At 72.6% G+C, this 20,097-nt stretch carries 18 protein-coding genes; 9 read left to right on the top strand and 9 right to left on the bottom strand.

Annotated elements, in window-relative coordinates; translation table 11 throughout:
- Positions 1 to 167: 167 nt before the first annotated feature.
- The 5 genes from mshC to BM290_RS09140 all read right to left on the bottom strand — a co-directional run bounded on the left by mshC (position 168) and on the right by BM290_RS09140 (position 5,107).
- A complete protein-coding gene (mshC, locus tag BM290_RS09120; RefSeq protein WP_093611980.1) occupies positions 168 to 1,412 on the bottom strand; it encodes a cysteine--1-D-myo-inosityl 2-amino-2-deoxy-alpha-D-glucopyranoside ligase in 1,245 nt (414 codons plus the stop codon).
- 438 nt (positions 1,413 to 1,850) lie between these two features.
- The gene (locus BM290_RS09125; protein ID WP_093611982.1) at positions 1,851 to 2,666 is read right to left on the bottom strand and encodes an SCO1664 family protein; all 816 of its coding nucleotides are present in this window, start codon (positions 2,664 to 2,666) and stop codon (positions 1,851 to 1,853) included.
- On the bottom strand, positions 2,663 to 3,253 hold the full coding sequence (locus BM290_RS09130) for a DUF3090 domain-containing protein (RefSeq protein WP_093611984.1): 591 nt from the start codon (positions 3,251 to 3,253) through the stop codon (positions 2,663 to 2,665). The genes BM290_RS09125 and BM290_RS09130 overlap by 4 nt, the downstream gene beginning before the upstream one ends.
- Before the next feature lie 109 nt (positions 3,254 to 3,362).
- Entirely contained in the window at positions 3,363 to 4,055 is a 693-nt protein-coding gene (locus tag BM290_RS09135; protein WP_093611986.1) for a histidine phosphatase family protein, read from the bottom strand.
- Positions 4,055 to 5,107, bottom strand: a complete 1,053-nt coding sequence (locus tag BM290_RS09140; RefSeq protein WP_093611988.1) for an LLM class F420-dependent oxidoreductase — start codon at positions 5,105 to 5,107, stop codon at positions 4,055 to 4,057. The genes BM290_RS09135 and BM290_RS09140 overlap by 1 nt, the downstream gene beginning before the upstream one ends.
- Before the next feature lie 139 nt (positions 5,108 to 5,246).
- On the opposite strand from BM290_RS09140, the gene BM290_RS09145 reads away from it, so the two are divergent.
- Together BM290_RS09145 and BM290_RS09150 are read left to right on the top strand one after the other, a co-directional pair.
- Positions 5,247 to 6,245: an aldo/keto reductase gene (locus BM290_RS09145; RefSeq protein WP_093611990.1), complete on the top strand. Its 999-nt coding sequence runs from the start codon at positions 5,247 to 5,249 to the stop codon at positions 6,243 to 6,245.
- A 52-nt stretch (positions 6,246 to 6,297) separates the two neighbouring features.
- Positions 6,298 to 6,489 (top strand): DUF5703 family protein, encoded by a 192-nt coding sequence (locus tag BM290_RS09150; RefSeq protein WP_093611992.1) that lies wholly within the window; start codon positions 6,298 to 6,300, stop codon positions 6,487 to 6,489.
- Between the two features lie 203 nt (positions 6,490 to 6,692).
- Here the strand turns inward: BM290_RS09150 and BM290_RS09155 are convergent, their stop codons facing one another.
- Both BM290_RS09155 and BM290_RS09160 read right to left on the bottom strand, forming a co-directional pair.
- Positions 6,693 to 7,373 (bottom strand): hypothetical protein, encoded by a 681-nt coding sequence (locus tag BM290_RS09155; protein WP_093611994.1) that lies wholly within the window; start codon positions 7,371 to 7,373, stop codon positions 6,693 to 6,695.
- A 22-nt stretch (positions 7,374 to 7,395) separates the two neighbouring features.
- Positions 7,396 to 8,703, bottom strand: coding sequence for a M20/M25/M40 family metallo-hydrolase (locus BM290_RS09160; protein ID WP_093611996.1), 1,308 nt, complete (start codon positions 8,701 to 8,703; stop codon positions 7,396 to 7,398).
- Positions 8,704 to 8,784: 81 nt separating this feature from the next.
- On the opposite strand from BM290_RS09160, the gene BM290_RS09165 reads away from it, so the two are divergent.
- Positions 8,785 to 9,366: a hemerythrin domain-containing protein gene (locus BM290_RS09165; protein ID WP_307837921.1), complete on the top strand. Its 582-nt coding sequence runs from the start codon at positions 8,785 to 8,787 to the stop codon at positions 9,364 to 9,366.
- A gap of 125 nt (positions 9,367 to 9,491) precedes the next feature.
- A complete protein-coding gene (locus BM290_RS09170) occupies positions 9,492 to 10,472 on the top strand; it encodes a LysR family transcriptional regulator (protein ID WP_093612000.1) in 981 nt (326 codons plus the stop codon).
- 46 nt (positions 10,473 to 10,518) lie between these two features.
- On the opposite strand, the gene BM290_RS09175 is transcribed toward BM290_RS09170, so the two are convergent.
- On the bottom strand, positions 10,519 to 13,062 hold the full coding sequence (locus tag BM290_RS09175; RefSeq protein WP_093612002.1) for an ATP-dependent Clp protease ATP-binding subunit: 2,544 nt from the start codon (positions 13,060 to 13,062) through the stop codon (positions 10,519 to 10,521).
- Positions 13,063 to 13,420: 358 nt separating this feature from the next.
- Between BM290_RS09175 and BM290_RS09180 the strand changes: the two genes are divergently transcribed.
- The 5 genes from BM290_RS09180 to BM290_RS09205 all read left to right on the top strand — a co-directional run bounded on the left by BM290_RS09180 (position 13,421) and on the right by BM290_RS09205 (position 19,952).
- The gene (locus BM290_RS09180) at positions 13,421 to 13,792 is read left to right on the top strand and encodes a hypothetical protein (protein WP_093612462.1); all 372 of its coding nucleotides are present in this window, start codon (positions 13,421 to 13,423) and stop codon (positions 13,790 to 13,792) included.
- 892 nt (positions 13,793 to 14,684) lie between these two features.
- Positions 14,685 to 14,945: a hypothetical protein gene (locus BM290_RS09185; protein WP_093612004.1), complete on the top strand. Its 261-nt coding sequence runs from the start codon at positions 14,685 to 14,687 to the stop codon at positions 14,943 to 14,945.
- 4 nt (positions 14,946 to 14,949) lie between these two features.
- Positions 14,950 to 15,870, top strand: a complete 921-nt coding sequence (locus BM290_RS09190) for a hypothetical protein (protein WP_093612006.1) — start codon at positions 14,950 to 14,952, stop codon at positions 15,868 to 15,870.
- Positions 15,871 to 16,344: 474 nt separating this feature from the next.
- Positions 16,345 to 19,242, top strand: coding sequence for an FtsK/SpoIIIE domain-containing protein (locus tag BM290_RS09200; RefSeq protein ID WP_093612008.1), 2,898 nt, complete (start codon positions 16,345 to 16,347; stop codon positions 19,240 to 19,242).
- Complete coding sequence (locus tag BM290_RS09205; RefSeq protein ID WP_093612010.1) at positions 19,239 to 19,952, top strand: hypothetical protein; 714 nt, start codon at positions 19,239 to 19,241, stop codon at positions 19,950 to 19,952. Before BM290_RS09200 ends, BM290_RS09205 begins: the two co-directional genes overlap by 4 nt.
- On the opposite strand, the gene BM290_RS48190 is transcribed toward BM290_RS09205, so the two are convergent.
- Positions 19,939 to 20,088: a hypothetical protein gene (locus BM290_RS48190; protein ID WP_177319640.1), complete on the bottom strand. Its 150-nt coding sequence runs from the start codon at positions 20,086 to 20,088 to the stop codon at positions 19,939 to 19,941. The genes BM290_RS09205 and BM290_RS48190 overlap by 14 nt on opposite strands.
- Positions 20,089 to 20,097 lie beyond the last annotated feature (9 nt).

Below are 20,097 nucleotides of genomic sequence, written 5' to 3' on the forward strand. Positions count from 1 at the left end.
GTTTCGCGCGTATTTGAGAGGAACAAAACGCTATCTTTCACCATTTCGTGGTCTGATGACCCCAGATCATTCTTCCGGGCTAGGGTCTCGCGGGGATCTTCGTCCTCCGTGCAGGCAAACGCAGAAAACCCCCGCCCGGGACATCGGGCGGGGGCACTGTGGACTTCTTACAAACGCACTCCCAGCAGGGCGTCCACCGTCTTCACCAGCACGTCGGGGGCCTCTGCATCGTCGCCCGCGCCGGACAGGGCCGCGTCCACCCACGCGTCGACGACCGCCAGCGCCGCCGGCGCGTCCAGGTCGTTGGTGAGCGCCTCGCGCACCGCGCCGAGCAGGCCCGCGCCGGACGGGCCGGACGGGGCAGCCGCCGCCTCACGCCAGCGGGCCAGCCGCTGCTGGCCGGCCTTGAGCACGTCGTCGGTCCAGTCGCGGTCGGAGCGGTAGTGGCCGGCGAGCAGGCCGAGGCGCACCGCCATCGGGTCCACGCCGTCGCCGCGCAGCCGGGACACGAAGACCAGGTTGCCGCGGGACTTGGACATCTTCTCGCCGTCGAGGCCGATCATCCCGGCGTGCACGTAGTGCGAGGCGAACGGCTCGGCGCCGGTCAGGACCTCGGCGTGGGCGGCCGAGCACTCGTGATGCGGGTAGAGCAGGTCACTGCCGCCGCCCTGCACGTCGATCGTGTCGCCGAGCAGGTTCAGCGCGATGGTGGCGCACTCGATGTGCCAGCCGGGACGGCCGGGCCCGAGCTCGGCGCCGTCCCACACGGGCTCGCCGTCGCGGGCGCCGCGCCACAGCAGCGGGTCGAGCGGGTCGCGTTTGCCGGCGCGGTCCGGGTCGCCGCCGCGCTCGGCGGAGAGGACGAGCATCTCCGTACGGGACAGGCGTGACTCGTACCCGAATCGCGGCGCAGCCGTCAGGTCGAAGTAGACATCGCCGGTGCCGTCGTCGAGGCGGTATGCCGCACCGCGCTCCACCAGATCCTGGACGTGGGTGACGATCGACGGGATGGACTCGACCGCGCCGACGTAGTGGGCCGGCGGGATGATCCGCAGCGCCTCCATGTCCTCCCGGAAGAGAGCGGTCTCGCGCATGGCCAGGACCAGCCAGTCCTCGCCGTCGCGCTCGGCCCGCTCCAGCAGCGGATCGTCGATGTCCGTCACGTTCTGCACATAACGGACGTCGAGGCCCTGGTCGCGCCACATCCGGTTGACCAGGTCGAACGTGATCATCGTGGCGGCGTGGCCGAGGTGCGTCGCGTCATACGGCGTGATGCCGCAGACATACATCGAGGCGCTGCCGGAGGGGGCGCTGGGCTGCACCGACGCCCGCGCCGTGTCGTAGAGCCGCAGCGGGCCACGCCCCGGCGTGTCCGGGAGGGCAGGTACGTCGTGACCGGTCCAAGCATCCATGCTCGGAGCCTAAACGGCACCCCAGACCAAGAACCCGGGGCGTGAGCTAAACCTCAAGCTTCCCGCGGCGAGCAGGCCCGGCCGGGCAACCCGGACGGCCGGCTGGGCACTGCCCGACACCGGCCCCGGACCGGGATTTCCCGATCAGCCGCCAGGTGATGGCCGGACGGCCCCGGCCCGATCAAGATCGTTGGTCAGGGAATGGCCAGAAAGGCCCGAGAGAACGCTCGACGTCAGGCCAGGAACGGCCGGGCAGGCCCACCCCGAAGAGACAACTCAGGCCAGGAACCGCCAGGCAGACCCGACAGGAAGAGGTCAAGCCAGGAACGGCCGCACAGGCCCACCCCGAAGAGACAACTCAGGCCAGGAACGGCCGGACAGGGCTGGCAGCAAGAGACAGCTGGGAGCGGGGTTGGCCGGACAGACCGGCAAGGGGATCTAGATCGGTGGCCAGGGGATGGCCGGCCAGTCGGTCGGTGGCTTCGGGAAGCGGGCCGCCCGCAGCAACCGCTTGACCCGGAGGCCGACGTGCTGGACCTCGGAGATGGTCAGGTGCTCCTCGAGCTGCTCCCCGAGCGCCCCCGCCAACTGCTCCCGCAGGCGGGTGAGGACCTCACCGGCGTCGGCGGGCAGCGGCTTGCCGGTCCAGCCCCACAGGACCGTGCGCAACTTGTTCTCCACGTGGAAGCTGACCCCGTGGTCGACGCCGTGCACGCCGCCGCTCGCCGGGTAGAGCACGTGGCCGCCCTTGCGGTCGGCGTTGTTGATGACCGCGTCGAAGACGGCCAGGCGGGCCAGGCGGGGGTCGTCGGCGTGGGCCAGGGCGTAGGCGTCGCCGTCGTCGTCGCGGGCCGCCGCCACCGGGAACCAGCCGGAGGGCACGTCGTAGGCCGGGACGAAACCGATCAGCGCGCCGACCTGCTCGGGCTCGTCGATCCACAGCTGCAGAGCGCCCGGCCCGAGCGGCCCGTCACGCAGGATGGTGGGGGGCACCACATCCCACCCGGTGGCCCGGGACACCAGGTAGGCCGACACCTCCCGGCCGGCGAGGGTCCCGTCCGGGAAGTCCCACAGGGGGCGCTCGCCGCGGACCGGCTTGTAGACGCAGCGGCGGGTCAGCCCGTCGAGGGTGATCTCGGCGCGCAGGGTGGTGTTGGAGGCGTCGGCGAGCCGCCCCTCGATCTCGATCCGGCCCCGCTCCAGCAGCGCGAGCGCATCGGCCTCGGCAAGCACGTGCGTGGGCTCCGCTGTCACCGGTGGTAGCCGTTGTGCCGGGGGCAGAGGTGGCCGGCCGGGTCGAGCGGCTGGCCGCAGAGCGGGCACGGCGGGCGGCCGGCGGCCACCACGCGGCGGGCCCGGTCGATGAACGCGCGGGTCGCGTCGGGGGTCAGCCGCACCCGGAGCCGGTCGAGGTCGTCGTCGGGCTCGTCATCGTCGTCATCGTCGTCGTCGTCCTCGTCGCCGAGGGACTCGCCGATCAGGTCGGGCTCCGGCTCACCGGCCTCGATCGCCTCGATCACGACGGTGCTGGTGTCGACGTCGAACGCCAGGCCCAGGGTGCCGACCCGGAACTCCTCGTCGACCGGGGTGTCGAGGGGCTCGTTGTCGTGCACGGCCAGCAGTGGCTCTTCCGGCAGCGTGACGCCGAACCTCTTGCTGGCCTCGAGCAGGAGCTCCTCGAGCTTCTCGGCGAGCAGCGACACCTGGACCTTCTCCAGCGCCACGCTGATCACCCGGCCGCCACCGCGGGCCTGGAGATAGAAAGTGCGGTCCCCCGGCTCGCCCACCGTTCCGGCGACGAACCGCTCGGGCGGCTCGAAGGCATGCACTTGGTGGGTCATGCCGACAACCCTAACCATCCAAGCGGACGAGCGCGCGGGCCAAGGTCCCCGGTTCGCCGAGGGCGCAAAGGGGTGCACGCTGCGGCGATGCGTCGATCACGGAGCGTCGTCAGACACCGCCTCCGGCGCCACCACCGACCGCCGCGTCACTGTCCGCGGCCTTCTCCCGGCCGTCCGATTTCGGGGGTACGAGCGACGCCAGCTCACCGGTCTCGTTGACGCGCACCACGAACGGGCGGCCCGGCGTGTATCGAATGACCGTGATCGATGCCGGGTCGGCCACGATCCGCTGGAACTGGTCGAGGTGCAGCCCCAGCGCGTCGGCCACGATGGCCTTGATCACATCGCCGTGGCTGCACGCCAGCCAGACCGCCTCCGGCCCGTGCTCCTCGGTCACCCGGGCGTCCCAGGACCGGACCGCCGCCACCGCGCGCGCCGACATCGCGGCCATCGCCTCGCCGTTCGGGAAGACCACGGCGCTCGGGTGGTGCTGGACGACCGGCCACAACGGGTCCTTGGCCAGCTCCTTGAGCGGGCGGCCCTCCCAGTCGCCGTACCCGCACTCGATCAGCCCGTCCTCCAGGACCGGCTCGATGCCCGGGGTGGCCAGCTCCAGGGTCTGCCGGCAGCGGATCAGCGGGCTGCTCACCACCGTGGCCAGCGGCAGCTCCTTCAGCCGCTCGCCGGCCCGGGCGGCCTGCTCACGGCCGGTGTCGTCGAGCTCGACCGGCTGCCGGCCGGCCAGTCCGCCGGACGCGTTCGCGGTGGTCCGGCCGTGCCGGAGCAGCAGGACGGTGGCCACTAGCTCGCCACGCCCGACTCGGCGTACGCCTCGGCGACGATCCGCAGCGTGTCCAGGCCGCTCTTCAGGTCGCCGACGTACGGGCTGATCGACAGGGTCCCGACGCCGGCCTCCGCGTACTCCCGGATGCGTCTGACGACGTGCTCACGCGTACCGATGATGGAGGTCCTCTCGATGAAGTCCCGCGGCACCGCCGCGGCTGCCTCGGCCGGACGCCTGCTCAGATAGAGGTCCTGGACCAGTTTCGCCTCGTCGGCGTAGCCCATCCGGACCGCGATGCCGTTGTAGAAGTTCTGCTCGCGGCTGCCCATGCCGCCGACGTAGAGCGCCGCGTACGGCCGGACCACGTCGGCACACGCGTCCAGGTCGTCGCCGATCACCACGGGCGCCGAGGCGACCACGTCGAACCCGGACAGGTCCTTGCCCACCCGGGCCCGGCCGGCGGCGATCTGCGCCAGCTGGTCGCCGGCCGCGTCCGGGGCGACGAAGATGCCCAGCCAGCCGTCGGCGACCTCGCCGGCCAGCTCCAGGTTCTTCGGGCCGACCGCGGCCAGGTAGATCGGGATGTCCGAGCGCAGCGGGCGGAACCCGAGCTTCAGCGCCTTCCCCGCGCCGCCCGGCAACGGCAGCTGGTGGTGCTCGCCCTGGTACGACACCGGTTCGCGGGCCAGCGCCAGCTTCACCACGTCGACGTACTCCCGCGTACGCCCGAGGGGTTTGGCGAATCGCACACCGTGCCACCCCTCGGAGACCTGGGGCCCGGAGACGCCGAGGCCCAGCCGGAACCGGCCGCCGGAGAGCGTGTCGAGGGTGGCCGCGGTCATCGCGGTCATCGCCGGCGTGCGCGCCGGGATCTGCATGACGGCCGCGCCCAGGTCGATCCGCTCGGTCTGGCCGGCGATCCAGCCCAGCATGCTGACCGTGTCCGAGCCGTACGCCTCGGCCGCCCAGAGAACGGAGTAGCCGAGCCGGTCCGCCTCCCTGGCCATCGCGAGGTGATCGGCGGGCGTGCTCCACGCCGTCTGGTATCCGAGGCTGAGTCCGAGCCGCACGAGTGTGCCCTCCCGCAGATCATGAGCTGTCAAGGGCAAGCCTACTGATCCGTTCCATGACCGTTTCGGTCCGGTAACCGACCCACCCGGCTGAGGCTGTGGGATTTCCCTGAGCAGGGACTCTGAATAAGGTTCACTCATGCATCAGCGACCGCTCGGCCGAAGCGGGCTAGCGGTTTCGCGGCTCGCCCTCGGCACCATGACCTGGGGACGGGACACCGACCCCGACGACGCGGCGGACCAGCTGAAGATCTTCCTGGAGGCCGGCGGCACGCTGATCGACACCGCCGACGTGTACGGCGACGGCGACGCCGAGGCCGTGATCGGCTCCCTGCTCGACCATCTGGCGCCCCGTGACGAGATCGTCATCGCCACCAAGGCCGGGCTCACCCCGCACCGGTACCGTGCGCGCGACGCCTCCCGCGGCAACCTGCTGCGCTCCCTCGACGCGTCGCTGCGGCGGCTCGGCACCGACTACGTCGACCTGTGGCAGGTGCACGGCTACGACGCGCAGACCCCGTTCGAGGAGACGCTGGCCGCTCTCGATCAGGCGGTCGCCAGCGGCCGGGTCCGCTACGCCGGTGTGTCCAACTTCTCGGCCTGGCAGACCGCACGGGCCGCGACCTGGCAGTCGGCGTACCCCGGGCGGGCCCCGATCGTCGCCGCGCAGATGGAGTATTCGCTGCTCGAACGTGGCATCGAGCGGGAGATCCTGCCGGCCGCCGCGGCGCTCGGCTTCGGGGTGCTGGCCTGGTCGCCGCTGGGCAGGGGTGTGCTCACCGGCAAATACCGCAACGGGCGGCCGCTGGACTCGCGGGCGGCCTCCGAGCACATGGCGGGGTTCGTGCAGGCGTATCTGGAGCCGCGCAGCTCCAGCATCGTGGAGGCGGTCGTCACGGCCGCGGCCGGGCTCGGTGTGTCCCCGCTCGAGGTGGCGCTGGCCTGGATCCGTGACCGCCCCGGCATCTCGTCGGTGATCCTCGGCGCGCGGACGTCCGGGCAGTTGCAGGGCGCGCTGCGCAGCGAGCAGCTGACACTGCCGGCCGAGATCGCCTTCGCCCTGGACGACGTGTCGGCGATCGAGGTCGGATACCCCGAACGCGAGGGCGCCGGTTACCCGGACACCTACTTCGGCTGACACCTCACACAGGTCTGGTGCCCGATCCTCCGGCGGGCGCATATTAGATCGCATGGACTACGAATACGCGCCGCTGCGGTTGCCCTCAAATGTCGATCGGCTGACCGCGGCGGCGCAGCTCGCCATTCAGGCCGAGTTCTCCGGGTGGGAGCTGGCCCGGGTCCAGCTCTTCGCCGACGGCACGCGCAAGGTGATGCTCCGCCGCCGCCGCCAGGCAACCCCCCAGCCCGGCCTCAGCTACTGAACCCAGCAGCTCGACCGAGCCCAGCAGCTCGACCGAGCCCAGCAGGTCGACCGAGCCCAGCGGGGTTAAACCGCGGCCACCGGGCATCGCGCCCGCCGGCGTCGAGGGCTCCGAAAACGGCTAGCGAAGCGTGGCCGTTTTCGGCGCCCTCGACGCCGGCTAAAAGGGCGCGATGCAGCGAGCCGGAGGCGAAGCAATCAAACTCAGTGCTTGTGACCGGCGTGGTCGTGGTGGTCGTGCTCGTCCTCGTCCGGCAGGAACGGGTGCTCGTCGAGGCGGCCGACCAGCACGTCGGTGTCGACCGGGGCGAACGGGCCGGAGCCGTCGGCGTCGTCGAACGCCTCCAGGTCGAGCGGCTCGGCGACCTCGGTCACCGTGAGCAGGCCGTCGAGCGGCTCCAGCTCGGGCACGTCCAGCGAGGCCAGCGAGCCGTCGCCGGCCTGCAGCAGCTCCAGCACGGCCTCGCCGACCGACTCGACCGGGCCGGCGTCCTCGTCCTCCGGCACCGAGCTGCGCCGGGCGGTCTCGGCGACGCGCAGCAGCGCGGACACGCTGGGCACCCGGTAGTCACGGCGCTGACGGACCGAGACGACCTGCGGGTACGGGTCGGCGCCGGCCGCGCCACCGGCCTCGCTGATCTGGCCGAACCGGCGGTCCGCCTCGTCCGGGTCGATCGACTCGACGTCCCACGGCGTCACCTCGCCGAAGGCGTCGAGCAGCTTCTCGTCATACGCGAACGAGGCGTTGTTGAGGTCGACGTACGCCTGCCAGACGTCGTCGTCGTCGATGCGGCCGGCCGCCGCCTTGACGGCCGCGAGGTGCGCCCGCGCCGCCTCGATCACCCGGTCGAGGGCGACGTCGAGCTCGGCGTTCTGGTCAGTCATGGGATTGGGGGTCCTTCCGATTTCAGCTGTTTCGGAGCAAGCGGTCGAGCACACGCACGCCGAACTTTAGTCCCTCCACCGGAACTCGCTCGTCGATGCCGTGGAAGAGCGCACTGAAGTTGAGGTCCGGCGGGAGCCGCAGCGGCGCGAAGCCGAAGCACCGGATGCCGAGGGTGGAGAAGGCCTTGGCGTCGGTGCCACCGGACATCAGGTACGGCACGGTACGCGCCCCGGGGTCCTCGGCGCGCAGCGCGGCCCCCATCGCGTCGACCAGGTCCCCGTCGAAGGAGGTCTCCACGGCCGACTGCTGGTGCATGTGCTCGATCTCGATGTCCGGCCCGATCACGTCGCGCAGCTCGCGCAGGAAGGCGTCGGCGTGTCCGGGCAGGGTGCGGCAGTCGATGGTGGCCGACGCCTTGCCGGGGATGACGTTGTCCTTGTAGCCGGCCTCCAGACGGGTCGGGTTGGCGGTGTTGCGCAGGGTCGCGCCGATCAGGTTGGCGATCGGGCCCAGCTTGGCGACCGCGAGCTCCGGCTCGTCCGGGTCGAGCTCGATCCCCAGAGCGTCGCTGACCTGCTCGAGGAAGGCCCGCACGGTCGGCGTGAGGACGGTGGGGAAACGGTGCCGGCCGACCCGCGCGACGGCCTCGGTGAGGGTGGTGACCGCGTTGTCGTCGTGGATGAAGGAGCCGTGGCCGGGCCGGCCGGTGGCGTGCAGGCGCAGCCAGTCGAGCCCCTTCTCGGCGGTCTGCACGAGATAAAGACGAAGATCATCATTCACGGTGTACGAGTACCCGCCGACCTCGCCGATCGCCTCCGTGCACCCGTCGAACGCGTCGGGATGGTTCTGCACGAGCCACTGGGAGCCGTACTCCATGCCGGCCTCCTCGTCGGCGGTGTACGCCAGGACGATGTCGCGCGGCGGGACGTAGCCGGTGCGCCGCCACTCGCGGACGACGGCCAGCACCATGGCGTCGAAGTCCTTCATGTCGACGGCGCCGCGGCCCCACAGGTAGCCGTCCTTGATCTCGCCGCCGAACGGGTCGACCGACCACTCGCTCGGGTCGGCCGGGACGACGTCGAGGTGGCCGTGGACCAGCAGCGCGCCGCGGGAGGGGTCGGCGCCGGGGATCCGGGCGACCAGGTTGGCCCGTTTCGGCGCGGACTCCAGGAGACGGCTCTCGACGCCGACCTCGGCCAGCCGCTCGGCGACATACTCTGCGGCGGCCCGCTCGCCCACGGTGGTCCGCGGGTCGCCGGTGTTGGTGGTGTCGATGCGGAGCAGGTCGCGGCAGATGTCCACGACCTCGCTCTCGGCAGAAATCTCCATCCGCCCTTCTTATCAGCCGGATGTGACGGCCGGAGCCGGCCGGGTGTTTGATCGGATGGCCCCGGGGGGTACCTCGGGGCCGTGTCTGACGTGAATCTTCCCCCGCTGCCGCCGACCGGCGGCGAGATACCCGGGCGCAGCATCGTCGATGTGGTCGCCGCCCAGCACCGTGAGCTGCTCGGCCTGACCGAGCGCCTGACCGCCTCCCCGGACGACCCGGCCGTCGCGTCGGTGCTGGTCGCCACGCTGTCCCGGCACCTGTGCGCCGAGGAGCAGTACCTCTACCCGGCGGTCCGGACCGCGGTGCCCGGTGGCGAGCAGATCGCCGACCGGGAGCTGGCCGAGGATCAGGCCATCCTGGAGCGCCTGCGTGATCTGGAACGCACCGGCGACGGCCGCGACGATCTGGCCGAGGCGGTACGCCGCCACGTGGCGGCCGACGCCGAGGAGCTGCTGCCGCTGCTGGAGCAGATGGTGCCCTCGGAGGATCTGGTCCGGCTGGGCAATCGCTTCGAGACGGCCGAGGAGGCCGCGCCGACCCGCCCGCACCCGTCGACGCCGTCCACGCCGCCCTGGAACAAGGTGGTGGATCCGCTGGTGGGAGTGGCCGACAAGATTCGTGACGTGATCAGCTCGCGTGCCACATACGTACGCGATCTGTGACTAATAGCAGGTTACGGCCAGTAAGCGACGAACGTCCTGTTCGTTCATACGTTTGTCACAGGTTGCCGATCATTCCACGGCTCGTGGACTAGCGTTCGATCCCTTTCTAGTCCTAACGTCACGCTATGAACCTCGAGCTGCGGCATCTGAAGGTGGTCTGCGCCATCGCGGAGACCGGCAGCGTGACCAAGGCCGCGTCACAACTCGGCCTTGCCCAGCCTGCGCTCACCGCCCAACTTCAGCGGATAGAGCGCACACTGGGTGGCCCGCTGTTCGACCGTGACCGCCGGGGCGCACGTCCCACCGCCCTGGGTGAGCTGGTGCTGTCCCGCGCCAGAGTGCTGCTGCCCGCGATGAAGGGCCTGCAGGACGAAGCGGCCCGGCTGGCCGCCGGCGGCGATCACGACACGCTGAGCAGGTACCGGATCGGAGCGGTCGGCGGCCCCGTCGTCGCCCACCTGGTGCACCGTCTGTCGGCTGCCCAGCCGGAGGCGCAGATCTCCACCCACGCGTCCTACTACATCTCCGAGCTGTCCGGCATGGTGATGGCCGGCAAGCTGGACTACGCCCAGGTCGGCGTCTGCGGCGACGCGCTGCCGTCGGCGGAGTACGGGCTGGTCTGGCAGACCATCGGGATGGACGCCGTCTGTGTGCTGATGCCCGACGACCACCCGCAGGCCAAGAACCTGTCGGTCGATCTGGCGGAGCTGGCCGACGAGCAGTGGGTGGCCGGCGCCGGTGACGGCTGTTTCGGCGACTGTTTCGCCGCGGCCTGCGCCCGGGCCGGTTTCGCGCCACGCCGGGTCCTCGAGTCGGACGTGCGCAACTGTGTCGACATGGTCGAGCTGGGCCTGGCCATCGGCCTGTGCCAGCCCACGTTCCGCCCACCGGCGGGGCTGACCAGCCGGCCGTTGCGTGGCGCCCCGCTGCGCTGGCGGCTCGTCCTCGGCTGGCATCCGGACTCCCCGGCGGCCCGCAGCGCGCCCAAGCTGATGGATCACGCGCAAGAGGCGTACCAGGAGATCCTGGCCCGTAACGAGCACTACACGCAGTGGATGCAGACCCTCCCCGGCGCCGGCGGCAACAGCCACCTGGCCGCGGCCTGAAATGCGCGGAGGGGGCGCCGGAACGCCCCCTCCACAAAAACCCCGGTCATCGCGCCGCGGCGGTCATCTCCACGTCGAAGACGAGCGCGCCGTCCTGAGCGTCCACCCGGACCGTCCGGCCCGGCGCCAGATCGGCGGCCAGCAGCATCGTGGACAGCCGGTTGTCCAGCTCCCGCTGGATGGTCCGGCGCAACGGCCGCGCCCCGAACTCGGGCTGGTAACCGCGCTCGGCCAGCCAGTCCACCGCGGCCGGAGTGACCTCCAGCGTGACGTCCTGGGCGTGCAGCCGGCGGCGGGTCTCCGCCAGCATCATCTCGGTGATCCGGTGCAGCTGGTCGTCCTCCAGCTGCCGGAAGATGATGATCTCGTCGATCCGGTTGATGAACTCGGGCCGCAGCTGCTCCTTGAGCCGCCGGTCGAGCCGGTCCCGCAGCTCCGCGTCGGGTGAGCGCCCGTTCTCGGCGCCGGCGAAACCGACACTGCGGGTGCTCCCGTTGATCAGGTCGGAGCCCAGGTTGCTCGTCATGATCAGCACGGTGTTCTTGAAGCTGACCGTACGCCCCTGGCTGTCGGTGAGCCGCCCGTCGTCGAGCACCTGCAGCAGCATGTTGAAGACGTCCGGGTGGGCCTTCTCGATCTCGTCGAGGAGCACCACACTGTACGGACGCCGCCGCACCGCCTCGGTGAGCTGCCCCGCCTCGTCGTAGCCGACGTACCCGGGCGGCGCCCCGACCAGCCGCGACACGGTGTGCCGCTCCTGGAACTCGCTCATGTCGAGCCGGATCATCCGGTCCGCCTCGCCGAACAGCGCCTCCGCCAGCGACCGGGCCAGCTCCGTCTTGCCGACACCGGTCGGGCCCAGGAACAGGAAGCTGCCGACCGGGCGGTCCGGGTCACCGAGCCCGGCCCGGGACCGGCGCACCGCCTCGGCGACCGCGTTCACCGCGTCCTCCTGGCCGATCACGTGCTCGTGCAGGTGCTGCTCCAGCCGGAGGAGGCGGTCCCGCTCGGCCTCGGTCAGCTGGGCGACCGGGATGCCGGTGGTCCGGGACACCACCGCGGCGATCTCCTCCTCGGTCACCTGCGGCACCCCGTCCGCGGCCGAGCCGGGGCTCGCCAGCTGCGTCCGCAACGTGTTGATCTCGTCGCGCAGCGCCGACGCCTGCTCGTAGTGCTCCGCGGCCACGGCCTGGTCACGGTCCCGGGTCAGCTGCTCCAGACGGCGCTCCCGCTCCCGGCGGTCGGCGTCCGGCGTCTTCGTGCGCAGCCGGACCCGGGCCCCGGCCTGGTCGATCAGGTCGATCGCCTTGTCCGGCAGGTACCTGTCGGTGATGTAGCGATCGGACAGGACCGCTGCCGCGTCCAGGGCCGCGTCGGTGATCCGTACCTGATGATGGGCCTCGTAGTTGTCGCGGAGGCCACGCAGGATCGCCACCGTGTCCTCGACACTGGGCTCCCCCACCAGGACCGGCTGGAACCGCCGCGCCAGGGCCGCGTCCTTCTCGATGTTCTTGCGGTACTCGTCCAGGGTGGTCGCGCCGATCACCCGCAGCCGCCCGCGGGCCAGGGCCGGCTTGAGCATGTTGCCGGCGTCCATCCCGCCGCCCTCGCCGCCGCCACCGGCGCCGACCAGCGTGTGGATCTCGTCGAGGAAGACGATCAGGTCGTCACCGGACGCCTGGATCTCCTCGATCACCTTCTTCAGGCGCTCCTCGAAGTCGCCGCGGTACTTCGTGCCGGCCACCAGACCCGCCAGGTCAAGCTGGATCACCCGCTTGTCCTGCAGGGTCAGCGGCACCTCGCCGTCGACGATGCGCTGCGCCAGCCCCTCGACCACGGCGGTCTTGCCGACACCGGCCTCGCCGATCAGCACCGGATTGTTCTTGGTACGCCGGGACAGGATCTCGATCGCCTGCTCGATCTCGTCGGCCCGCCCGATCACCGGGTCGATCTCGCCACGCCGCGCCGACTCGGTCAGATCCACGCCGAACTGCTCCAGCGTCGGCGTCGGCGCGCTGCTCGGACGCGGCCCCGACGACGCGCCGGCGCTCGGCTTCGGCAGCTCACTGTGGTGCGGGATGCTGCGCGGGTCGACGATGCGCCCGGCCAGCAGCCGCCCGGCCGCCGAGTCGGTGTTCATGCCCAGCGCCATCAGGATGTGCTCCGGCCCGATGTACGAGGCGCCGACCGCCCGGGATATCTGCAGGCTGTCCAGCAGAGCGCGCTTGGCGGCCGGGGTCAGCGCGATGCTCTCCGGCAGATCCGGGGACGCCGCCGCGGGACGGCCCAGCTCGGCCAGCAACCGGTCCGGGTCGGCGCCGGCCCGGCGTACCGTCTCCTTCATCGGCTCCTGCTGCAGCACCGCCCACAGCAGGTGATCGGTGTCCAGGTCGGCGAGGGGCCGATCGCCGCCGGCGACCTCCGCGGCCCGGCGGGCCGCGTCGGCGAGCACCTGGCGGGCGTCGTTGCTCATGTATCTCGCGATGTCGAAACGCTGCGCCTGGCGGCGCGGCTCGGCCGCACCGAAGAAGCGCGCGAACAGGTCGTCCCACTGGCCGGGCCCCGCCGGCCCGAACGGTCCGATGCTCATCTGTCTCTCTTCTCCTGGTACCTCGGGCCAGGGGCTACCCGGCCGTGCGGGCGGCAAACGCGAGCCGTCCGGGTGTCAACAGCGCGTGAGACGCGCCGGCGATTCCCGAATCACGGAAAAAGTTGATACGACTACACTCAACTTCATGGCCGCGCCTTCCGATCCACCCTCCCTCACGCCGCTCTTCCAGGAGCCGGAACCGCCCGAGCCGCTCCCCCACCCCTCCATCCACACCGCCTCCGAACCGCCCTCGCGTTCCCGCCGCCCGCCCTCCAGCTCGTCGTCCTCCGACCACGCGCCCAGCCCCGGGCCGTCCCATCCGCCGCTCCCCGGTTCCCCGGACAAGACGGATGCCACGATCCCGGTGGTGATCGTCGACGGTGCGAACGTCGTCGGCTCGGTTCCGGACGGATGGTGGCGAGACCGGGCAGGCGCCGCGATCCGGCTCCGCGACAGCCTCGCGGCGGTCCCCGCCGCGGGCCTCCCCGACGTCCCGGCGCCGGTGGAGGTGGTCCTGGTGGTCGAGGGCAAGGCCCGCGACATCCCGCAGGATCCCGGCGGCGTGCGGATCGAGCGCGCGCCCGGCTCCGGCGACGACAAGATCGTTGATCTGGTACGCGAAACCGCCGCGACCCGCCGAACCATCGTCGTCACCGCGGACCGCGGCCTGCGAGATCGCGTCACCGTTCTGGGCGCCGAGGTCCGGGGCCCGTCCTCGGTCCCCCGCTGACTCCGCAACCCTCCACACCAGCCTCACGCCGAAGCGCCCCGAACCCGGCCGGCACCCGGCGCTGTCACCGGCTCATCGATACAGCGCCGCCCGCCGGCCGCAAAACCCCAGCCAGGTCCCACCGCTGTTTCAACCCGGACAGATACCGCACTGGACGCCGGCCGCGACCACTCGGCCAGCCACCACGGTTGCCTCGACCGGGTCGATACCGCACTGGACGCCGGCCGCCACGGCTGCCTCGACCAGGCCGATACCGCGCTGGACGCCGGCCGGCACGGTCGCCTCGGCCGCGTTGACACGCTGGTCGCCGCGGAGACCCGGCCGGCCACCACCGCTGTTTCGAGCGCAACGATGCGGCGGTGGCGGCTGACTGGGGAGTTCGGCCGGCCGCCGGGGCAGTATCGGGCGGGCCGGTGCAGCGTTGTGCGCCGGCTGGGGTGGTTCCGCCGGCCCATGCGGCCTCGGACCCGGCGTGAGGATGGGACCTGGGCGGCACGGTCGGCGGTGCGGCCGGCGGCGCGGCCGGCGGTGCGGCGCGGCCGGCGGTGCGGCGCGGCCGGCGGTGCGGCGCGGCCGGCGGTGCGGCGCGGCCGGCGGTGCGGCGCGGCCGGCGGTGGAGGGGCGGGGCGGGGACTCGGTGGGCTGACCCCCGGGGGAGGGCGTGTCGGTACACGCTGCGGTGACTCCGGGACGGCCCCGCGGGGCCCTGATGATCCACTGTGGAGGCTGGTCGGATACGATCTCACCAGGGAGATTCTCGGCTGCCGCGGCTGAAACCCTGTCGTGCCGGGCCTGGCAGGCTCTGATAAAACGGGGCGGGCGAGGACGGCCGGGCGGGAACCGGACGCTAGGCTGGAGTCGCAATGTAGACCCCGTTCAGGAGGCTGCCCGGGTGGCCAGTGTCGCCGAGCTCAGAGCTGCCGTGGAGGCCGCGCTACAGCAGGTCACCGAAGGGCAGCAGGCGATACAGGCAGCGCGGGAGAAGATCGGTGAGGCGCAGCAGAGCCTGGCCGCCGCGCTCGACGGGAGCGCCAACGACGCGGTCGGGGCGGCGCACGCCTCGCTGTCGCAGGCCGACCAGCAGCTCGAGGATTCGATGAGCGCCACCCTCGCCGCGGTCGAGCAGGCCCACACCTACACGGCGAGCCTCTGACGCGATGTCGCTTCTGCAGGAACTCGGCGCCCAGCTTCGCGCCACCGCCGACGACCTTCCCACCGGGCTGGTCGCCGCGGCGCTGGACAAGCTGCGCAGTGCCACCGATCTGCTCCGGTGGGTGCAGGAGGAGTCCAGCAAGGATCTCGGGGTGCTGCGTCTCGGCCACGCGACCGAGCATGCCGAGACGGCCGCCGCGGCGCTGCGGGCCACTCAGGACGCCGTCGAGGCGTACCTCATGGTGCTCGGTCTCTCCGGGACGCCCGGCGCCGCGCCGGGCCAGGAGTGGCGGACCGAGATGCGCCGGGAGGAGCGGCCGGAGCGCGCAGCGCGACCGGACGAGCCACGTCCGGAGAAGGTGGAGAGTCTCGGCCCGTGGTGGCAGCAGCGGGTGGCGCAGCTGACCGGGGAGGCTCCGCCCGGTGGCGCGGACCGGCCGCAGATGGGTGAGCAGGCCGACCCGTCGGATCTGCTGCGGCGGATCGCGGCGGGGGTGCGTGCGGGTGACCGGGCCCGGCTCGGGCGGGAGTTGCACGGGGTCAATGCGTCGACCGGCCTGGGGCTGTCCGCGGTGACCCCGCAACTGCTGCACCGGCTCGCCGGGGATCTGCTCGGGCACGAGCCGCGTCCGGAGGATGTGCCGCGGCTGCGGACGGCCGCGGAGGGCCGGGTGAAGGCGCTGCTGCCGGGCACCCAGCCGGATGTGCTGGAGACCCTGCTCGACCGGATCTGCCGGGTTCCGCTGCGTCAGCAGCAGGAGAAACGCGGCGACCGGCCGGCCGGGCACCCGGCCGACACGGCGGTCACCGCGAGCGTGCTGACCGGGGTGCTGCTGGCCCGCCTGGGGCGGGACGCCGGCTCGCTGGATCCGGACGCCCCGGAGCCGGTGCGCCCGCGCCCGGAGACAGCGGAGGACCGCCGGTGAGCCGCGCGGTCCGGCTTGCGCCACCGGCCTGGGACAGCGACGACCGCGCGGACTCAAAACGCAGCGCGACCCTGGACCGCAGCGTGACCCCGGAAAGCGACGCGGGCTCGGAACGCAGCCCGAACCCGGAACGCAGCCCGAACTCGGAACGCAGCCCGAACCCGGAACGCAGCCCGAACCCGGAACGCAGCCCGAACCCGGAACGCAGCGCGAACCCAGAACACAGCGCGAACCCGGAACACAGCGCGAACCCAGAACACAGCGCGAACCCGGAAAGCGACGCGGGCTCGGAAGGCACCGCGGGCTGGGAAGGCAGCGCGGGCTCGGAAGGCAGCGCGGGCTCGGAAGGTGACAGCCGCGGGGTCCGGAGGGGGACCAGGGCGGCCGTCAGTGGGTGTGCGTGGCGGGGCAGGGCCGGAGCGGTGCGGGGACGGGGCGAGAGTTCGATGACAACTGCGACGATGCCGGCGGGTCATGGCTGAATCCACCAAGAACCGGGTCATGGAGATCCGGGCCGGGCTGTCGCACGCGCTCGGCGCCGCGCAGGTCGCTCTGGAGCGGGCGCTGGAGGCCCGGGAGGCGGCTGAGGCGCGGTACCAGCGGATCGTGGCGGCGGCGACGGCCCGGCGGCGCAAGCTGGCCGCAGCCCGGGACGAGCGGATCCACGAGATCGAGTCGTGGCACGACACCGAGCTGGCGGCGCTGGCCGGTGCGGCGGCGGGCGCGGCGGACCGGGCGGCGCCCGGCGCGGCCGGCGAGCCGTGGCACAGCTGGGAGCCGACACCGCTGGACCGGGCCGCCGAGCTGCGGGTGGGACGGCTGATCCTGCCGGAGGCGCCGGTGCCGGCGCCGTCCCGGGCCGCGCGGCCACCCGCCGCCGGCCGGAACAGCGACCTAGAAAGCCGGAGCGGGGACCGAGAAGGCCGGAGCGGCGACCGGGAGAGCCGGAACAGCGACCGGGAAAGCCGGAGCGGCGACCGGGAGAACTGGTCCGGCGGGGCCTGGGCGGGCGCGCCCGGTGAGGTGACCGAGGCGTGGGCCGGCCCGGACAGCGAGCCACCGGAGAGCACGGCCGGGCCGGTGGTCGACGAGGCGCCGCCCGAGGTTCCGGCGCTGGTGCGGCTGCTGGATCACGGGCACATCGTGGTCGAGGGCGACCGGCGGGCCGGCGACGACGTGGTGGCCGCGCTGCTGCTGCGGGCGCTCGGCACGAGTGTGCCGGGGCAGGTGCAGATCATCGGGTACGACCCGGAGAACCTCGGTGGCGGACTGGCCGGGTTCGCGCCGCTGGCGACCGCGGGGGTGCTCACCTTCGTCGGGCCGGGCGCGCTGGACAAGCTGCTCGACGAGCTGGTCGGGCACGTCCGGCGGATCAACGAGACGGTGCTGGCGGGCGAGTTCTCGTCGGTGCGGGAGCTGCACGCGGCGACGAAGCGGCGGCCGGAGCCGTGGCGGGTGGCGGTGCTGCTCGGCGGCGGGGAGCTGTCCCGGCATCAGCGCACCCAGCTGGACCGGCTGTTGCGGACCGGGGCGGCGTGCGGGGTGCATCTGGTGATCCGCGGGCTGGCGGTGGAGCCGGGGCCGGGCATCGAGTTCGTGGTGGCGGCGCCGGGTGACGGGGCCCGCATCGAGAGTGCGGGCGATCTGCCCGTACGGCTGGATCCTGCTCCGACGTCTCTGCTGATGACCGCGACGTGCCGGCAGATCGCCGAGTCGGTGGCCGCCGGGCCGGCGCCGGTGGCGCTGGACAGCCTCCTGCCGGAGGCGGGGGCCGAGTGGCGGGAGAGTTCGGCCGCCGGGTTGACGGCGCCGCTCGGCGACAGCCCGCAGGGGCCGCGCGTGCAGGTGACGTTGAGTGACTACCCGCCGCATGCGTTGATCGCCGGGCCGTCCGGGACCGGCAAGACCAACTTCATCTACGCCTGGATGGGAGCGCTCGCCGCCCGCTACTCCCCCGACGAGCTGGCGTTCTACCTGCTCGACTTCAAGGAGGGGGTGTCGTTCGCCCGGTTCGCGCCGGGCCGGCGGGACCCGAGCTGGCTGCCGCACGTCCGGCTGGTCGGGGTGAACGTCAACACGGACCGTGAGTTCGGGCTGGCGCTGTTGCGGTTTTTGAGCGCCGAGCTGAAACGGCGGGCCGACGCCGCGAAGCAGCACGAGGTGACGAACCTGGCGGAGCTGCGCGCGGAGGATCCGGAGGGCGCGTGGCCGCGGATCGTGGCGGTGGTCGACGAGTTCCAGGTGCTGCTGGGCGGGCGCGACGCGGTCACCGGCGAGGCCGTGGACCTGCTGGAGGACCTGGCCCGGCGGGGCCGTTCGCAGGGCATCCATCTGGTGCTGGCCAGCCAGGACGTGTCGGGCATCGAGGCGCTGTGGGGCCGTCCCGCGCTGGTGGCCCAGTTCAGCCTGCGGATCGCCCTGCCCCGGGCGCGGCGGGTGCTGGCCGAGACGAACCCGGCCGCCGATTCGCTGCCCCGCTATCACGCGGTCGTCAACGCCGACTCGGGCGCGCCGGAGGCGAACCGGATCGTCCGGGTGCCGGCCGCCGGGGACCGGGAGCAGTGGAGCGCGCTGCAGCACCGGCTGTGGCGGCGGCGCCCGCCGGAGCTGGGCCCGCCGCGGCTGTTCGACGGTGACGTCGTCCCGCGGCTCGCGGACAGCCCCGATTACCGGGACCTGCGGGCCGGTGACTCGACGACGGCGCCGGTGATGCTGCTGGGGCAGACCATCGACGTGGCGGCCCGGTCGGCGCAGACGGTGCTGCGGCGGGCGCCGGGACGCAACCTGGCGGTGCTGGGCACCCGCACCGACGAGGCGTGCGCGATTCTGGCGACGGCGGGCCGCTCGCTGGCGGCGCAGTTCACCCCGGCCGGGGCCCGGTTCTCGGTGGTCTGCCTGGACCCGGACGCGCGGGCCGCGGCGGAGGCGCTGCACGCGCGGATCCCGGGCTCCGGGTTCTATCTGCCGGACGACGTGTCCTGGCTGCTGGAGGACGCCGCCGCGGAGGCCGCCGCGTCGTGGCCGGCGGACCGGCCGCATTTCATCCTGATCTACGCGGCGGACGCGTTGCCCGGCGGCAGGGAGGCGGCCGATCAGCTGCGGACCGTGCTGCGGCAGGGCCCGGAGCGGCGGCTGCACGTGCTGGGCTGGTGGCGCGGGGCCGGGCTGCTGCGTGACTCGCTCGGCGGGCACGCGTCGCGGACCGACCCGATCGGCGCGTGGGTGGCGCTGGATGTGCACGGCAGCGAGCTGTCGCCGTACTACCCGGGCCAGGGGGCGCCGAACTGGTACCCCCGGCCGTGGCGTGCCCTGCATTTCGACCGCTCGGTGCATCGTGGCGCCGAGGTGATCATCCCTTACGGAACAGCATGAGCGAACTGCAACCGGCCGACTTCGAGCGCGCCGACTACCGTACCGTCCTGCTTCGCCTGACCAGTCTGGACGCCAAGGCGGCCGGGCTGCGGGAGGAGGCGCGCCACTGGTATGCCGACCGGGTGGCCGCCGCCGACGTCGCCGTACAGGAGGCCGCCGGCCGGCTGGAGTCGGCCGAGCGGTCGGTCCGGGCCGCCCAGCGTGACCTGGAGGAGGTGGACGCGCGGGCGGCCGGCCTATGGTCGGACTTCGTGCACCGGGTCGGCCCGGTGGCGGAGCGGTTCGGGCGGACCCTGCCGCCGGCCAGCATCCCCCGGCAGCGTGGCGAGGACGCGCCGGACCGGGACGCCGAGGACTACCTCAAGGAGGTGGAGAACCGGGTGCGGTACACGCCGCCGGCCCGGCCGATCACCCTCGGCACGAAGATCCTCTTCGGGCTGCTGGGTTTCGCCGGCGGGGTTCTCGGGGTGATCGGCAACCTGATGGTCCGGCGGACCGGCGTGGCCGCGGGCGGCGACTGGCAGCAGGCGGCGCCGGTGGTGGCGCTGCTCGTCATGCTGCTCTTCCCGGTGCTGGCGGTGGTGACGGCGAAACTCATCGCCGACCGCCGGGATGCCCCGCTGGACACCTCGGCGGTCGTCACGGTGCTCGCCACCGGCCTGGTCACGGCCGGTCTGCTGGTCACGGCGGTGCTGGTCAGCGGGGGCTGAGGTCCTTCATCCGCTTCGCCTCGTCCTCGAGGGCGGCCGGGACACCGGGGCCGGTGTCGTCGCCGCCGTGGGCCTCGTCGTACTCGTAGTCGTCGGCTCGCTCGTCCTCGCGGGGATCGTCCGCTGCGTCGGTCATGAAATCGGT

It is taken from the genome of Actinoplanes philippinensis, assembly GCF_900113015.1.
Lineage (GTDB): Bacteria > Actinomycetota > Actinomycetes > Mycobacteriales > Micromonosporaceae > Actinoplanes > Actinoplanes philippinensis.

Coding starts and splice junctions, on each gene's coding strand:
- mshC (WP_093611980.1), bottom strand. CDS start 1,412: ATGGATGCTTGGACCGGTCACGACGTACCTGCCCTCCCGGACACGCCG.
- BM290_RS09130 (WP_093611984.1), bottom strand. CDS start 3,253: ATGACCCACCAAGTGCATGCCTTCGAGCCGCCCGAGCGGTTCGTCGCC.
- BM290_RS09145 (WP_093611990.1), top strand. CDS start 5,247: ATGCATCAGCGACCGCTCGGCCGAAGCGGGCTAGCGGTTTCGCGGCTC.
- BM290_RS09150 (WP_093611992.1), top strand. CDS start 6,298: ATGGACTACGAATACGCGCCGCTGCGGTTGCCCTCAAATGTCGATCGG.
- BM290_RS09155 (WP_093611994.1), bottom strand. CDS start 7,373: ATGACTGACCAGAACGCCGAGCTCGACGTCGCCCTCGACCGGGTGATC.
- BM290_RS09160 (WP_093611996.1), bottom strand. CDS start 8,703: ATGGAGATTTCTGCCGAGAGCGAGGTCGTGGACATCTGCCGCGACCTG.
- BM290_RS09170 (WP_093612000.1), top strand. CDS start 9,492: ATGAACCTCGAGCTGCGGCATCTGAAGGTGGTCTGCGCCATCGCGGAG.
- BM290_RS09175 (WP_093612002.1), bottom strand. CDS start 13,062: ATGAGCATCGGACCGTTCGGGCCGGCGGGGCCCGGCCAGTGGGACGAC.
- BM290_RS09190 (WP_093612006.1), top strand. CDS start 14,950: ATGTCGCTTCTGCAGGAACTCGGCGCCCAGCTTCGCGCCACCGCCGAC.
- BM290_RS09200 (WP_093612008.1), top strand. CDS start 16,345: ATGGCTGAATCCACCAAGAACCGGGTCATGGAGATCCGGGCCGGGCTG.
- BM290_RS09205 (WP_093612010.1), top strand. CDS start 19,239: ATGAGCGAACTGCAACCGGCCGACTTCGAGCGCGCCGACTACCGTACC.
- BM290_RS48190 (WP_177319640.1), bottom strand. CDS start 20,088: ATGACCGACGCAGCGGACGATCCCCGCGAGGACGAGCGAGCCGACGAC.